Source organism: Paenibacillus sp. J45TS6, from assembly GCF_018403285.1.
Classification (GTDB): Bacteria; Bacillota; Bacilli; order Paenibacillales; family Paenibacillaceae; genus Paenibacillus.
This window is the reverse complement of the sequence record NZ_BOSJ01000001.1, coordinates 248992-264970: the sequence shown is the minus strand read 5'-3', so window position 1 is coordinate 264970 and position 15979 is coordinate 248992. Positions and strand designations below refer to the sequence as shown.

The following is a 15979-nucleotide window of genomic DNA, read 5'->3' as shown; positions in this document are numbered from 1 at the left end:
AGAATAAAGATGAAGTGAGGGATACGGGATGAGTGCTTCGAAACGAATCAAGGTTGCCATCATCGGACTAGGTGATATTGCAAGGAAAGTATATTTGCCTATATTATCAGTACATCGGGGTGTTGAAATTGTAGGTGTGATGAATCGATCCTTTACCAAAGTCGAAGAAGTAATGCATCTGTACCGGATTCCGAAAGGGACATCTTCAATGAAGGAACTGCTTAGCTGGGAACTGGATGCTGTGTTTATACATAGTTCTACTGAATCGCATTTTGAGATCGTTATGGCTTGTATTGAACAAGGGATTGCTATTTACGTAGACAAGCCTTTATCCTATCATCTGAAAGAATCGATAGAAATGGTTGCTTTTGCAGAATCCATGAATGTACTCTTAGCTGTTGGCTTTAACCGTAGATTTGCGCCCCTTTATAGAGACGCAAGGGATTGGATTGCTGAAAAGGGAAGCATAGAAAATATGTCTCTAAGCAAACACCGTAGTAAACTAAGTACCGATTCAGCTCGGATAACCGTATATGATGATTTTATTCATATGATCGATACTTTATTGTGGCTTAGTGGTGAAGATGTTGAATGGATATCGCACGGGCTGCATATGAATTCAAGCGGAAGTCTGCTGCAAGGTTATGGTCATATCCGTTATGGTAAGAACAAAGAAAATTTCGGAACGATATCTACTCATCGCTTGGCAGGGACTGATCTTGAGAGAGTGGAGCTGCACGGGCATCATCGTTCAATCGTGGTCGAACAGATGGAAACTGCGAGAAGATGGGAACCAAATTCCGGTGAAAGCATTCGGACGTTTGGAAGTTGGGATTCCATTCTTGATCGAAGAGGATTCACTTTTGCAGTGCAGCATTTTTTGGATCATATAGGTAAAGAGCCAGAACAGTGCGAACTGCATGCTGCACATGTACTGGCAAGTCATGAACTGGCAGAGCAAATACTAAGTAAAACGTAACTTCATTAAAAGGAAATACAGGAGGAAATTGTTATGGATTATAAAACAAGAGAAGAACAAATCATTGAAAGCTACAGACAGGATGAAGATATGATGATTCTGGTGTTTGCACAGTGGTGTGTAAACCATGGACTAAACCCCGAGGAGTTATATCAACAAGCGTATCCTGATCAAAAACATAACGAGAGACTCCAGCATGTGCTGAGTCTTGTTGTTCCTAAGGAAGAAGCAGGAGAGATTCCTAATGATACACTCTTCGGAGTCTTATCTTTATATGGTAATGAAGATCTTGCGATGGTCGTATCTGAGGTTATTGCAAACCAGTTGAACAAACAGAAAAATTAAAGCAGTTGTTCTCGGTGAATGGTGCGGAACTCTCTAGGTGCCATGCCATATTTTGAGCGAAATACTCGGTGGAAATAAGTATAGCTGTTGAATCCGCAGGATTCAGCAATATGTTCAAGCGGCATAGGACTAAATATAATGCGTTCCCGGGCCATATTCAGCCGAACATCCATCGTGTACTGCATAATGCTGGTATCAAAAGCTTCTTTAAATAAGTGAACGGCTCTAGACACACTAATCCCTACACTGGATGCTACATCTTCTAGTTTGAAGAGAGTAGAGGCGTTTTCCACAATATAATTTTTGATCTGAAAGGCAAGATATCCGTTTTGTGTGGATGTAGGCTGCTCTGAGAGAAGTCGATCGATTTCAAGACATAAGATACGCATATAGTAACTTGGGATTTCCGGGTAAGGATTGGCGATCCGCCGCTGTTCAAGTACGATTTGTCGGAATAAAGTTAGTAAGTTTTCCGTTAAATCAACCTTGATCAGCGTCGGACGCTTTTTTTTATTCCACCATTCATCAACCCACTGCCCGCTAAAAAAAATATGATAATCCCCACTTTCTACAAGGACCTCTCCTAATTTATTCTCTTCATTGTCGATTTTTAATTCATATGGCTCGGTAGGATGATATAAAAGAAGATCCCCTGATTCGATATACGTTAGTTTCCCATTTACTTTGGCACGGCAGCGACCATCCGTTTGGAGTCGTAATAAGTAATTCTTAACTCCGTCTGACTGTGAAAAATAGTAAGGTTTACGGTGAAATGAGAAACCTGCTGTAAGAACTTGGCAGATTTGATCAGCTGTCATATGAGAGATCTCCTTGAATTAAAATTATGACCAGATTGTTCATGTTTTTATCATATACTTCATTTTAATTTAAAACCAAATCGAATACTATAGAACCAGGATTTAATGAGTTATATTTTTCCAAAGGCTACTTACGTCAGAGGAGTGACACAACTCGTGGAAGTGAAAAAAATGAAAACAGGCATCATCGGTTGTGGCAATATCAGCAGTATCTACCTTACCAACCTGAAGAATAGCCCTGTAATTGAAGTCGTGGCGTTAGCGGATCTGATCATGGAACGCGCCGAGGCGCGGGCAGCTGAATTCAGTGTGGAAAACGTTTACACAGTAGATGAAATGCTAAATAATAACGAAATTGAACTGATTTTAAATTTGACGGTACCCGGCAGTCATGCCTTAACCAATATTGCGGCTCTGCAAGCAGGAAAGCATGTTTATGGCGAGAAGCCTTTTGCGATTTCCCTTGAAGACGGTCGTAAGGTAATAGAACTTGCGGAAGAAAAGGGGCTCTATGTTGGATGTGCTCCGGATACGTTTATGGGTTCTGGTATTCAGACTTCGATTCAAGCTATTCAAAATGGTCTGATCGGCACCCCGGTATCCGCTACTGCATTTTTTATGGGGGGCGGACCTGAATCCTGGCATCCGGATCCAGAATTTTTCTACGCTTACGGCGGTGGACCGATGCTTGATATGGGACCGTATTATTTAACGGCACTCGTCAAATTGCTTGGCCCGATTAGAAGAGTCAGTGCGTCAACAGGAATTCAGATTCCAGATCGTGTTGTCGGTTCCGGGCCAAAACAAGGACAGAAGCTGCAGGTACAGACTCCAACACATTTAGCAGGAACCATTGATTTCATGAATGGAGTCATTGGAACTATGATTGCGAGCTTTGATATTCCCGCAGGGTCCAGTTTGCCGTTGATTGAAATTCATGGTACGAAAGGTACACTGCAAGTTCCAGACCCAAACTTTTTTAATGGAGAAGTCAAACTAAGAAGATATGGGTCAGCCGTATGGGAGACGCTCGAGCCTGTGTTTGTGAGTGAGCAGAATGAACGCGGAGCAGGACTGAATCAAATGGCAGAGGCTATTCAAAGTCAGACACCTGCCGAAGCAAGCGGACAGCTTGGTTATCATATTCTTGAAGCAATGCATGCTTTTGAGCGCTCTTCCCTGGAAGGAAGACATGTTCTTCTAGAAAGTACTTTGCCAGAATCTACAGTAGATCAGCAAGTAATGAAGCTAAACTTTGTAAATGAGATCGTTTCATAGCCTATGTAATAACTAATCCAATCAGCAGAGGTGGCTCCCCATGTTAAAACTCGGGCTTCAATTGTACACACTACGTGATTTATTGGAACAAGATTTTAAAGGAACGCTAGCTAAAGTCGCAGAACTCGGATATCAAGGAGTGGAGTTCCATCACTTTTATGGATACTCAGCGGAAGAAGTTAAGTCATTGCTTGATGAGCTTGGTCTCGAAATGGTAGGTACGCATGTACAGTACGATAGTTTGGTAAACGATTTTGATCAAGTGGTTTCTTATCACAAAGCGATCGGGAATCGCAACATTATCGTACCTCATTTATCTGAAGAACAGCGCAGCGACTGGAGTTTAATCTTTGCGAATCTCAAGGAGATTAGTAATAAATTGAAACAACACGATATGGTGCTTTTATATCATAATCATGATTTTGAACTGACAGAGAAAATTAATGAAAAAACAGCGCTGGATACGTTATTCTCTACACTCCCTGAAGAGGTGTTAGCTGAGCTTGATACTTGTTGGATACACTATGCTGGTTACGATCCGGCCCAGTATATCGCTGCATACGAAGGACGACTGCCGATTGTTCACTGGAAAGATCTAAAACGTAATCCAGATGGAAGTCCGCTGACTGTCGAGCTTGGTCAAGGTGAAGTAGATGTAGCAGCAGTAGGTGATGCAGCGGATAAAGCAGGGGTAGAGTGGATTGTTGTCGAGCAGGACCTTTGTACGAATCCCCCATTACAAAGCATTGAAACCAGCCTAAATTGGATCAAACAATATGTGAATAACGGAGGAAAAGTAAATGTCTAAAACAGTAAAAGTAGCCATTATCGGTTGCGGAGGTATTGCAAACGGTAAACACATGCCAGCTCTATCCAAACAGAAAAATGTAGAAATGATTGCATTCTGTGACATTGAAAAATCTCGTGCAGAGGAAGCAGCTGAAAAGTTTGGTGTAGAAGGTGCAAAAGTATATACAGATTATAATGAGCTATTAAAAGATCAATCTATTGATATTGTTCATGTTTGTACTCCTAACGATTCTCACTCGGTTATTACCGTAGCAGCACTTGAAGCAGATAAACACGTCATGTGTGAAAAGCCAATGGCGAAAACGACAGAACAAGCACAAGAAATGATCGATGCCGCAAAACGTACGGGCAAAAAGCTGTCGATCGCCTATCAAAACCGTTTCCGTAATGATAGCTTGTATTTGAAACAACTCATAGAAGAAGGAGATTTAGGGGATATTTACTATGGTAAAGCGATCGCTCTTCGCCGCCGCGGCGTTCCTACTTGGGGAGTATTCCTGGATGAAGAGAAACAAGGCGGCGGGCCGCTGATTGATATTGGTACACATGCACTCGACTTAACCTTATGGCTCATGGATAACTATAAGCCGAAGAGTGTGATGGGATCTGTGTTCCATAAACTAAGTAACCGTGAAAATGCGGCAAATGACTTTGGTCCTTGGGATCCAGAAGAATTTAAAGTAGAAGATTCTGCTTTTGGTTTTGTAACGATGGAGAACGGAGCCACAATTCAAGTGGAAGCAAGCTGGGCACTAAATATCGTAGAACAAGGCGAAGCTCAAACCCTTCTCGCGGGTACAGAAGGCGGAGCGGATATGAAAAATGGTCTTCGTTTGAATGGAGAGAAACGAAGCAGATTATATGATCAAAATATTAACCTTAACGCAGGTGGCGTTGCTTTCTTCGAAGGTTCAAGTGAAACAGAGTCGGATCGTGAAGCAAGAATGTGGATCGAAGCTGTTACTGAGGACAAAGAACCGCTGGTAAGACCAGAGCAGGCACTGGTTGTTACTCAAATACTGGAAGCCATTTACGAATCTGCACGTACAGGTAAAGCAGTGTATTTCGACTAATACAAACTAACATAGATGCAATCAATTATTGGGTAATAGAAAGTAGATCCCGAAGTAAGCAGGTAAGAATTTAGTTGCAAGCTCGCTTCGGGTTTTTCAATACCCGGCTTAAAACCTACTTATTATAGAACTAGGAGGGAATTTATTATGAAATTAGGCGTATTCGCTGTACTATTTGGTGACAGAAGTTTGGAAGAAGCACTCGACTATATCGCTTCTCAGGGACTCGGTGCAATTGAAATCGGCACAGGCGGAAACCCAGGGGATGCACATTGTAAACCAGCAGAACTTCTAGAGAACGAGACGAAACTAAAAGAATTTAAAAAGGCCGTTGAATCTCGCGGTTTAACCATCAGTGCACTAAGCTGTCATGGAAATCCGCTTCATCCTCAGAAAGATATCGCTAAGAAATTTCATGATGATTTTGTGAATTCAGTAAAACTTGCTGAAAAACTCGAAGTACCCGTCGTCAACACCTTTTCTGGATTGCCGGGTGATCATGAAGACGCTAAATATCCGAACTGGCCTGTAGCTCCTTGGCCAAATGATTTCCAAGAAGTATTGAAATGGCAGTGGGAGAACAAACTGATACCTTACTGGACGGAATGGGGAAAATTCGCATCCGATCATGATGTTAAAGTTGGTTTAGAACTGCATGGCGGATTTTCAGTACACACACCAGCCACTTTGCTGCGTTTGCGTGAAGCAGCTGGAGAAGCGATCGGAGCAAACCTTGATCCGTCTCACATGTGGTGGCAAGGAATTGATCCTGTAGAGGCGATCAAGATTCTTGGACGCGAGGGCGCCATTCACCATTTCCATGCGAAGGATACAACAATAGATCCAGTAAACGTAAATATGTATGGTCTGACTGATATGCAGTCTTATACGAATATGCAGACTCGTGCTTGGCAGTTCCGTACGGTTGGATACGGTCATGATATAAAAACGTGGGCAGATATTATTAGCGCCCTTAGACTTGTAGGTTACGATTATGTTGTCAGCATTGAGCATGAAGATGGCTTAATGTCTATTGAAGAAGGTTTTTCAAAAGCCGTCCACAATCTCAAACAGGTTCTAATTGAAGAGCCTATTGGCGATATGTGGTGGGTGTAAATATTTTAGGGGGCAATAAACATGGTTAACGTCACGATTTGGAATGAATTTGTCCATGAGAAAATTCATGATGAGGCTAAAGAAGTTTATCCGGAAGGAATTCATAAAGTGCTTGCTGATGGTCTAGAGGGTGAGGGATACGCCATTCGCACGGCTACGCTCGATCAACCTGATCATGGATTATCCGATGATGTCCTAAATACGACAGATGTACTGATCTGGTGGGGACACATGGCACATGATCGAGTAAATGATCAGGTTGTAAGTAAGGTAGTGAAACGGGTATTAGACGGCATGGGATTTATCGTACTTCATTCGGGTCATTTCTCTAAGCCTTTTAAAGCCTTGATGGGTACTTCTTGCGATCTCAAGTGGCGGGAAGCAAAAGAACAAGAAATTATTTGGTGTGTGAATCCGAATCACCCGATTGCAGAAGGAATTGAAAGTCATATCCTACTGGAACATGAAGAAATGTATGGTGAGTTTTTTGATATTCCTACGCCAGATGAACTTATTTTCCTGAGTAACTTTGCAGGTGGCGAAGTATTTAGAAGTGGATGTACTTTTAAGCGGGGCGAAGGGAAAATATTTTACTTCCGTCCGGGTCATGAGACATATCCAACCTATTACAATCCGCAAGTGATGAAGGTCATCAGCAATTCCATCAGATGGGCTTATCCTACTCCGCACACCAAACCGGTGTATGGTTACAGCGAACCAGTGAGACCGTTAGGAGATATTCTTGTTTAATGTTTAACTAAGTAATATAGACACTAATGGAGGCGCGGGATACGATCATAAGTTTTGTAGTGCACAGGTGGAGGGCCGTCTTAGGACGGTCCTTTTTATTGATTACTTAGATAAGAGTCATAGCGTCCCATAATGGGTAATAATTGTAACAAATTATTTTCTGCCTATTTTTAATATTTCGTTTTCTTTCGGGTTAAAATATGTTAATATGAAATATACTAACTTATAGTAAGTTGTTTTTCATGGAATTACTAAAGAGGTGAAAATAATGGAAAATCCACATCTTAAGATGTGTCCAAGGTTCGAAACTGCTTTTTCTTTTTTAGGTAAAAGGTGGAACGGACTAATTATTAAAACATTGTTAGACGGGCCTAAACGGTTTAAAGATATTTCCAATCTAATTCCACAGATGAGTGACAAAATGCTTTCTGAGCGAATGAAAGATTTAGAAGCAGAAGGTATACTAACACGTCATGTTTATCCCGAGACTCCAGTTCGTATTGAATATGAACTTACAGAGAAGGGAAAGGCGTTAAATCCAGTCATGTCCCAGATTCAAAACTGGGCTGAAGAATGGATTGACTAGCACAAAGAATTGCAGTAAAAACAAAGCACAATAGGGTAAGTTTTTGCTCCTAAGACTCTTTATTTTCCTAAACCGAAAATAAGGAGTTTTTCTTCAAATAGAAGTAGTCCATGCACCTCTAGGCGGATTTTCGAGTATAATTTCGAAGAAATGAATTTGGCGTAGGGAGGCTGATCACATGAATAAAAATATCGTGTCCCGAAAAGTGGGTTACCCAAAACGCGAAGTTGACGTGCTCGAACGTGCATCCTTACAAGTTCAGTCGATCTATGACAGAGCAGCCACGATGGCTAGACAGTATTATCTCTCTATAGACCTCAGTTATCCCACCGCTTTCCAACAGGTTCCACGTACTTATTTTCAAAAATGGATATATACAATAAAAGGATGGAAGTTTCTTGGAAGTGAGTATACGCCAGAAAGTACAGAGAATCCCTCGACAATTACAGATGTGAAAACAAGACTTAATCTCTTGGAGTTTCACCCTTCCAGCGATCTATCTTCTAGCACAAGTGAAAATACCATTACTTCGTTAATTAGTCTATGTTTACAAGCACTGATCTGGTCACAATATGAAGAAATAAGGCTGTTGCATCCTTTTCTCGGGGAAGATAGCTTTTATTCAGAGGAAGAACTTGATATTATAGCAGCCTATTTTGTGCCTACTTATTTTTCAGAGAGACCGTTACGTACTTGTGGTAAAGCGTATCGTAAACGAAATCTGTCTATTCCCATCTATCAGGAGAATTTACGCACTTCTTCGGTTGTTTATTCCGCTGAATCTGAAATGGTTGAGGAGCGCTTAACAACGGGAGTATATATATCGGATCGGCAGTTTAAAGGGCTTGGACCTTACATAAAGAACAGGTCTGGAACGCGGATCTTTATGCAAGCTGCAGTAGAATAATCTCATTAATAATATGAAGCCCTTCCTAGGGCTTTTTTTGTCATTAGTTGCTCTCAAGGTATAGATAATAGTATGCTAGAGTTATGTAATTGACGGATATTGTCTAATTTTAGCAATCATTAAATGAACCACACAATTGCTCATAGACTGAGGCCAAAAAAAGTAAGGTGGTGATAGCATGAAAGTGCGAAATCCAATTACAATCCCATCTATCATTCTGGTCGTGCTCGTTATGTTGATTTCGGGTTGCAGTGTATGGAATGAAGACGTAGGTGGAGCCGAGGAAGGAACACCAGGTGAGGTGAACATGATTGTGGAAGGTGGATTTTTTATACCGTCTATGAATCAATCCTTGCATTTACGTTATGATGAAGGTATGACGGTTTATGAAGCGCTGGACCGTGTAGCGAATTTATCGAAGGAGTCAAATCAGATTATTTCGGTCGGATCTACTGTACTTGATGATACGTTACAGTGGAAGGTAGAGAAAAACAATAAAGAAATCAGTGCTGATATGTGGGGACAATCCATAAAAGACAAAGATTCACTCAAACTGTCCGTAGTACCTGCGACACCTATAGATATGAGCCAAACGGGTGGATCAGGGGTTACTCTGGAGTTAAGTGGCGGATCAAATAATCCGGAATTACGATTTACTATAGCAAGGCTGTATGATCCCACGCTCACGGTTAGAGATCTACTAATGAGTACAGATTCTGTGCAGTTGTCCGATAATAAGAAGCATCTTCAATCTATAAGTGGTTATACCCCTCGAATATCGGAGAGATGGATGATGAAGGTGAATAACAAGGAACTTGCTGAACATGGACTTGATATGGTTTTAGATCCAGGCGATGAAGTGCGGATTGAAATCGTAGAGAAAATCTAATAAAACACAGAATCGTATAAAGAATGTGTGAAGAATGAAAGAAGCCGATTCCTCTGGGAGGAACCGGCTTCTTTCTATTCTAAATACGGCAAATTTCGATGGGGCATTGTTCACATCTGCAAATTTCACGAAGAGAATTTAGTTCTTTAATGATAATGTAGCCACCTTCATAAGCAAGAGAACCTTTTTTTCGAAGCTCCCCGAGCATTCGGTTTACGCTTTCTCTTGTAGCTCCAATCATGTTAGAGAGGTCAGTGTGCGTCAATTTCTTATTAATGCGAATACTTCCATCGGCTTGTTGCTCACCGTAAGTATTGCCGAGGCGAATCAGTGTAGAACATAGAGCTCCTTGCTTACCATACATCATAAGATCACGGAATTTAGTCTGTGTAATACGGTGGTAAATTCCCATCCATTTCATAAAGTCAATTGCGAAGTCACCGTATAACCCTATTAACAATTCAAGATCAGCGGTTTCAATAATGCCAACTTCACTTTCCTCAAGCGCTTCTGCAGAGAAACTGTGTCGACTTGAGAAGAAGGGGTCTGCATGACCTGTCATATCTCCATCTTGATGGATGTACATGATGAGTTCTTTACCTTCATCTGTTGATTTAGTGACTTTAATCCGACCCTTCTTTATATAGAAGAGTTTATCTGCAGTGTCTCCTTCCCAGAAAAGATGAGATCCTTGGGGGAAAGTTCGTTCCTTCATGGAGTCAAAAAGGCGGTTCAAATTTTCCTTAGAAAAACAACTGGTATTTCCTTCGGTCTTTTCTAATACATTTGTATAAGTCATCATGATTTCCCCCTAGCTTTTATCGTAAATAAGTTCCTTAACATGAGAACAGTCATTTGTTAATGTGATTTAAGTCTTTGAATACCTCAAGTATATACTTATGAATATGATTTTTGGGCCTTGAAGAGAGGGAAACTGTGACGAAATTCTAAACTTTGTGATTCATTTCACTACTGAAAGGCGTACCCGTAAACTTTGTGAAGACATTCACAAAATATGTGAAAATAATCACAAACTTTATATTTTTATTATGATACTATGATCTCGTAGAAAGAGAGAAACAAAATATATAGACATTTTGGTAGGAGGATGAATCACATGGCCGTTAATAAAAATGAAGTAGTACAAAAGGAAACAACTGCCAAGGATTACATTAATGAAATCGTACTAAAAGGAAAGAAAGCTCTCGAATCATTTATGGAACTAGATCAAGCTGCAATCGACCGCATTGTTCAGGCAATGGCACTTGCAGGTTTAGACAAACACATGCACCTGGCTAAACTCGCTGTAGAAGAAACAGGACGCGGTGTTTATGAAGACAAAATTATTAAAAATATTTTCGCTACAGAATATATCTATAACGGAATTAAATACGATAAAACAGTCGGTGTCATTGAAGACAACGAATTTGAAAACTGCCAAAAGATTGCTGAACCTGTCGGCGTAATTATGGGGATTACACCTGTAACAAATCCGACTTCCACTACGATGTTTAAAGCACTTATTGCTATCAAAACACGTAATCCGATTATTTTTGGTTTCCATCCATCTGCACAAAATTGCAGCCGTGAAGCAGCACGCATCTTAAGAGACGCAGCGATCAAAGAAGGAGCACCAGCGGATTGTATCCAGTGGATCGATGAACCTTCCATGGAGAAAACAAATGAACTTATGAATCATCCTGACATTGCGCTGATCCTTGCTACAGGTGGGGGAGCAATGGTAAAAGCAGCATACAGCTGCGGTAAACCAGCTCTCGGCGTAGGACCTGGTAACGTTCCTTGCTTCATTGAAAAAACAGCTGACTTGAAACAAGCGGTGAATGATCTGATCTTGTCTAAATCTTTTGATAACGGAATGATCTGTGCATCTGAGCAAGCTGTTATTATCGAAGAACCAATCTACAATGAAGTTAAAAAATTGTTAATCGACAATGGATGTTATTTTGTAACGAAAGAAGAAACAGCAAAACTTACCGCAGGTACAATTATCGCTGAGAAATGTGCTGTTAATCCAAAAATTGTAGGACAGTCCGCTGTGAAAATTGCTCAAATGTGCGGAATCCATGTTCCAGAAGGAACAAAAATCCTGATTGCAGAAATTGACGGTGTAGGTCCGAAATTCCCGCTTTCCGCAGAAAAACTTAGCCCGGTACTTGCTTGCTACAAAGTAAAAACAGCAGAACAAGGGATTGAACGTGCAGCTGAAATCGTTGCTTTTGGCGGAATGGGTCACTCTTCGGTTATTCATTCCAATAATGATGATGTGATTAATCGTTTTGCAGATCGTCTGCCAACATGCCGTATTCTGGTAAATTCGCCTTCGACGCATGGGGCCATTGGTGATATTTATAATTCTAATATTCCTTCCCTTACCCTCGGCTGCGGATCGTATGGTCGTAACTCGACTTCTTCTAATGTGACAGCAGTCAATCTAATTAACGTAAAAAGGGTGGCGCGGAGAACTGTGAATATGCAATGGTTTAAAGTTCCAAACAAAGTGTACTTTGAAAAAGGTGCTACTCAATATCTTGCCAAAATGCCGGATATTTCCCGTATTCTCATCGTTACTGACCCAATGATGGTAAAACTCGGTTATGTGGAAAAAGTAGAACATTACCTTCGTCAGCGCCGTGTGCCTGTTGCCATTGAAGTATTCTCTGATGTAGAGCCAGATCCATCGACAACAACGGTAGAACGCGGTACGGAACTAATGAATCAATTCCAACCTGACTGTATTATTGCTCTTGGCGGAGGTTCGCCAATGGATGCTGCCAAAGCAATGTGGCTGTTCTACGAGTACCCAGATACAAGTTTCCACAACTTAAAACAAAAATTCATGGATATTCGTAAACGGATTTACAAATATCCGCGTCTGGGACAAAAAGCACAATTTGTTGCAATCCCAACCACTTCGGGTACGGGTTCTGAAGTTACTTCGTTTGCGGTTATTACCGACAAGAACAATGGCAACACGAAATATCCGCTGGCTGATTATGAGCTTACGCCTGATGTAGCAATTGTAGATCCTGAGTTCGTTTATAGTTTGCCTAAAACAGCAGTTGCTGATACAGGAATGGATGTACTTACCCATGCAATTGAAGCATATGTATCAGTAATGGCGAATGACTATACAGACGGACTTGCAATTAAAGCCATCCAGCTTGTATTTGAATATCTCGAAGCATCTGCACTTACCGGGGATAAACTGGCTAGAGAAAAAATGCATAATGCGTCGACCATTGCAGGTATGGCGTTTGCAAATGCATTCCTTGGAATTAACCATTCCCTTGCCCATAAATGGGGAGGACAGTACCATACTGCTCATGGACGTACGAATGCAATCTTGATGCCGCATGTTATTCGTTATAACGCGAAAAAACCAACAAAATTTGCATCTTTCCCTAAATATGCACACTTTGTAGCTGATCAACGTTATGCTGAAATTGCAAGAATTCTGGGACTCCCTGCAAGCACAACAGAAGAAGGGGTAAACAGCTTAATTCAAGCTATTCGTGATCTGAACAGAAAACTTGGCATCCCAGAATCGTTCCAAGCACTAGGTTTTGATGCTAAAGATTTCGAATCCCGTGTAGATTATTTGGCAGACCGCGCATTCGAAGATCAATGTACAACAGCTAATCCGAAGTTACCTCTGGTAACAGAACTCGCTGATGTGTACCGTAATGCTTTCTATGGTAATTTTGATAAATAAGTAATGATAAAAATAGCCGAGCTGAGAGGGAATAATCCTGGTTAGCTCGGTTTTTTTTATAAAAGGGAGGAAGGGGATGAATTCATGTTGCTTACCGATCTGCCGACCGACTATAACAGAGAAATAAAAATAGAATAACAGTTTAAACCATGTGATTTATATCACAGAGTAGGTGTGAGATATGTTCTATAATTCAAGGTGTAAAGCAGTTCCATGAAACAGTCGCTTCCCTTGAAAAGTGAAGAGAAGGGGTTATAACTAGCAAGGAAGTGAAAATAGTCACATAGTGTGACAGCTGTAGTAACAGTTTTACAGTTAGTAGGAGTACAGTTTTCATGGATTTTGTTCGGACCAGGCCCTTCCTTCACGCCTTGTCCTCTCAATCAGTCCAGATTAAACCAAAAGTTATTGGAGGGATTACCATGGCGGTAACCGAAAAAGATGTGCAAAGTGTACAGTCCGGTTGGAGAAACTTTCAAAAAGGCAAATGGACAAAAGAAGTAAATGTAAATGACTTTCTACAAAAAAACTTGAAACCTTATGAAGGAAATGAAAGTTTCCTGGCAGGGGCAACTGAAAATACAAAAGCACTTTGGGAGATCGTAATGGATCTTACCAAAAAAGAAAGAGAAAATGGTGGAGTTCTCGATGTAGATGTAAATACACCTTCTACTATCGTTTCTCACAAACCAGGTTATCTTGATAAAGAGAAAGAACAAATTGTAGGGGTTCAAACGGATGCTCCGTTCAAACGTTCTATCCAACCTTTCGGCGGTATTCGCATGATGGTAGACGCTTGTAAAGCATATGGTTTCGAACTTCCACAAGAAATTATTGATATGTTTACGACCATCCGTAAAACGCATAACCAAGGGGTATTTGACGCTTATACCCAAGAGATGAGAAATGCTCGTAAAGCAGGGATTATCACAGGTTTGCCAGATGCTTATGGCCGCGGTCGTATCATTGGTGACTACCGCAGAGCAGCACTTTACGGTGTGGATTTCCTGATTAAAGATAAAAAGAGAGAATTAAATGAACTTGAAGTTGATGTGATTGATGAAGATATCATCCGTCTTCGTGAAGAACTTTCAGAACAAATTCGTGCACTGCAAGAATTGAAACAACTGGGTGAAATGCACGGTTTTGATATCTCTGGCCCAGCACGTAATGCGAAAGAAGCTTTCCAATGGGTATACTTCGCTTATCTTGCAGCAATTAAAGAACAAAATGGTGCGGCAATGTCTCTTGGTCGTGTATCTTCCTTCCTTGATATCTACATTGAACGTGACCTGGAAGAAGGAACACTTACTGAGCAAGAAGCTCAAGAGCTTGTAGACCATTTTGTAATGAAACTCAGAATTGTTAAATTCCTTCGCACACCAGATTACAACGAACTGTTCAGTGGAGACCCAACATGGGTTACTGAATCCATCGGTGGTATGGGTATGGACGGAAGAACTCGTGTAACGAAAAACAGCTTCCGCTTCCTTCATACTTTGTATAACCTTGGTGCAGCTCCAGAGCCAAACTTAACTGTACTTTGGTCTGAACAACTGCCAGAAGGATTCAAAAAGTATTGTGCGAAAGTTTCGATTGAAACAAGTTCCATTCAATATGAAAATGATGATCTGATGCGTCCAATCTACGGTGACGATTATGGTATCGCATGCTGCGTATCCGCAATGCGTATTGGTAAACAAATGCAGTTCTTCGGCGCACGTGCAAACTTAGCAAAAGCACTTCTGTATGCAATCAACGGTGGTGTGGATGAAAAACTGGGTATGCAAGTTGGCCCTGAGTATCCTGCAATTACATCTGAAGTATTGAACTATGACGAAGTCATGAAACGCTTCAAACCAATGATGGAATGGCTGGCTAAACTTTACATGAACACACTGAATGTGATTCACTATATGCATGATAAATACAGCTACGAGCGTATTGAAATGGCGCTGCATGATCGCGACATTCTGCGTACGATGGCTTGCGGTATCGCTGGTCTGTCTGTAGCAGCTGACTCCCTCAGCGCAATTAAATACGCAAAAGTACGTCCAATCCGTGACGAGCGCGGTATTGCAGTTGATTTTGAGATCGAAGGCGACTTCCCTTGCTACGGTAACAACGATGATCGTGTAGACCAAATTGCTGTTGAACTGGTTGAATCGTTCATGACGATGATTCGTAAGCACAAAGCTTATCGTAATGCGATGCCTACGCAATCCATTCTTACGATTACTTCTAACGTTGTATATGGTAAGAAAACAGGAACTACACCAGATGGACGTAAAGCAGGCGAACCATTTGCACCAGGTGCGAACCCAATGCATGGACGTGATAAAAAAGGTGCACTCGCAAGTCTTAGCTCGGTAGCGAAACTGCCATATGAGCACAGCTTAGATGGTATCTCTAACACGTTCTCCATTGTTCCAAAAGCGCTGGGTAAAGAAGAAGAAATCCAAAAAACAAACCTGACTTCCATGATGGACGGTTATTTTGGAAGTGGCGCGCATCACTTGAACGTTAACGTATTTAACCGCGAACAATTGATTGACGCAATGGAACACCCAGAAGATTATCCGCAGCTTACAGTTCGTGTATCCGGATATGCGGTTAACTTCATCAAACTGACGAAAGAGCAGCAACTTGATGTTATCAACCGTACGTTCCACGGCAGCATGTAAGTAAAAATAAG

General features: G+C 41.2%; 14 protein-coding genes. 12 read left to right on the top strand and 2 right to left on the bottom strand.

The genetic code is table 11. The features are described 5' to 3' along the window. Positions 1-28 precede the first annotated feature (28 nt). On the top strand, positions 29-979 hold the full coding sequence (locus KJS58_RS01340) for a Gfo/Idh/MocA family protein (protein WP_213529793.1): 951 nt from the start codon (positions 29-31) through the stop codon (positions 977-979). A gap of 33 nt (positions 980-1012) precedes the next feature. Further along, complete coding sequence (locus KJS58_RS01335) at positions 1013-1324, top strand: hypothetical protein (protein ID WP_213529791.1); 312 nt, start codon at positions 1013-1015, stop codon at positions 1322-1324. Here the strand turns inward: KJS58_RS01335 and KJS58_RS01330 are convergent. Beyond that, positions 1321-2142 (bottom strand): AraC family transcriptional regulator, encoded by an 822-nt coding sequence (locus tag KJS58_RS01330; RefSeq protein WP_213529790.1) that lies wholly within the window; start codon positions 2140-2142, stop codon positions 1321-1323. The two genes, KJS58_RS01335 and KJS58_RS01330, sit on opposite strands and share 4 nt — an antisense overlap. 162 nt (positions 2143-2304) lie before the next feature. Between KJS58_RS01330 and KJS58_RS01325 the strand changes: the two genes are divergently transcribed. The 8 genes from KJS58_RS01325 to KJS58_RS01290 all read left to right on the top strand — a co-directional run bounded on the left by KJS58_RS01325 (position 2305) and on the right by KJS58_RS01290 (position 9551). After that, entirely contained in the window at positions 2305-3420 is a 1116-nt protein-coding gene (locus KJS58_RS01325) for a Gfo/Idh/MocA family protein (protein ID WP_213530253.1), read from the top strand. Between the two features lie 40 nt (positions 3421-3460). Further along, positions 3461-4228 (top strand): sugar phosphate isomerase/epimerase family protein, encoded by a 768-nt coding sequence (locus KJS58_RS01320; RefSeq protein WP_213529789.1) that lies wholly within the window; start codon positions 3461-3463, stop codon positions 4226-4228. Next, the gene (locus tag KJS58_RS01315) at positions 4221-5303 is read left to right on the top strand and encodes a Gfo/Idh/MocA family protein (RefSeq protein WP_213529788.1); all 1083 of its coding nucleotides are present in this window, start codon (positions 4221-4223) and stop codon (positions 5301-5303) included. The genes KJS58_RS01320 and KJS58_RS01315 overlap by 8 nt, the downstream gene beginning before the upstream one ends. 147 nt (positions 5304-5450) lie before the next feature. Then, on the top strand, positions 5451-6419 hold the full coding sequence (locus KJS58_RS01310) for a sugar phosphate isomerase/epimerase family protein (protein ID WP_213529787.1): 969 nt from the start codon (positions 5451-5453) through the stop codon (positions 6417-6419). A gap of 21 nt (positions 6420-6440) precedes the next feature. After that, positions 6441-7169, top strand: a complete 729-nt coding sequence (locus tag KJS58_RS01305; protein WP_213529786.1) for a ThuA domain-containing protein — start codon at positions 6441-6443, stop codon at positions 7167-7169. A 268-nt stretch (positions 7170-7437) separates the two neighbouring features. Then, on the top strand, positions 7438-7755 hold the full coding sequence (locus KJS58_RS01300; protein ID WP_191799125.1) for a winged helix-turn-helix transcriptional regulator: 318 nt from the start codon (positions 7438-7440) through the stop codon (positions 7753-7755). Between the two features lie 178 nt (positions 7756-7933). Next, positions 7934-8662, top strand: a complete 729-nt coding sequence (locus KJS58_RS01295) for a hypothetical protein (protein ID WP_213529784.1) — start codon at positions 7934-7936, stop codon at positions 8660-8662. 178 nt (positions 8663-8840) lie between these two features. Further along, entirely contained in the window at positions 8841-9551 is a 711-nt protein-coding gene (locus KJS58_RS01290) for a hypothetical protein (RefSeq protein ID WP_213529782.1), read from the top strand. Positions 9552-9630: 79 nt separating this feature from the next. On the opposite strand, the gene KJS58_RS01285 is transcribed toward KJS58_RS01290, so the two are convergent. Continuing rightward, the gene (locus KJS58_RS01285) at positions 9631-10353 is read right to left on the bottom strand and encodes a Crp/Fnr family transcriptional regulator (protein WP_213529781.1); all 723 of its coding nucleotides are present in this window, start codon (positions 10351-10353) and stop codon (positions 9631-9633) included. A gap of 315 nt (positions 10354-10668) precedes the next feature. Between KJS58_RS01285 and adhE the strand changes: the two genes are divergently transcribed. Together adhE and pflB are read left to right on the top strand one after the other, a co-directional pair. Next, on the top strand, positions 10669-13284 hold the full coding sequence (gene adhE, locus KJS58_RS01280) for a bifunctional acetaldehyde-CoA/alcohol dehydrogenase (protein ID WP_213529779.1): 2616 nt from the start codon (positions 10669-10671) through the stop codon (positions 13282-13284). Between the two features lie 422 nt (positions 13285-13706). Further along, the gene (gene pflB / locus KJS58_RS01275; protein ID WP_213530251.1) at positions 13707-15968 is read left to right on the top strand and encodes a formate C-acetyltransferase; all 2262 of its coding nucleotides are present in this window, start codon (positions 13707-13709) and stop codon (positions 15966-15968) included. Positions 15969-15979 lie beyond the last annotated feature (11 nt).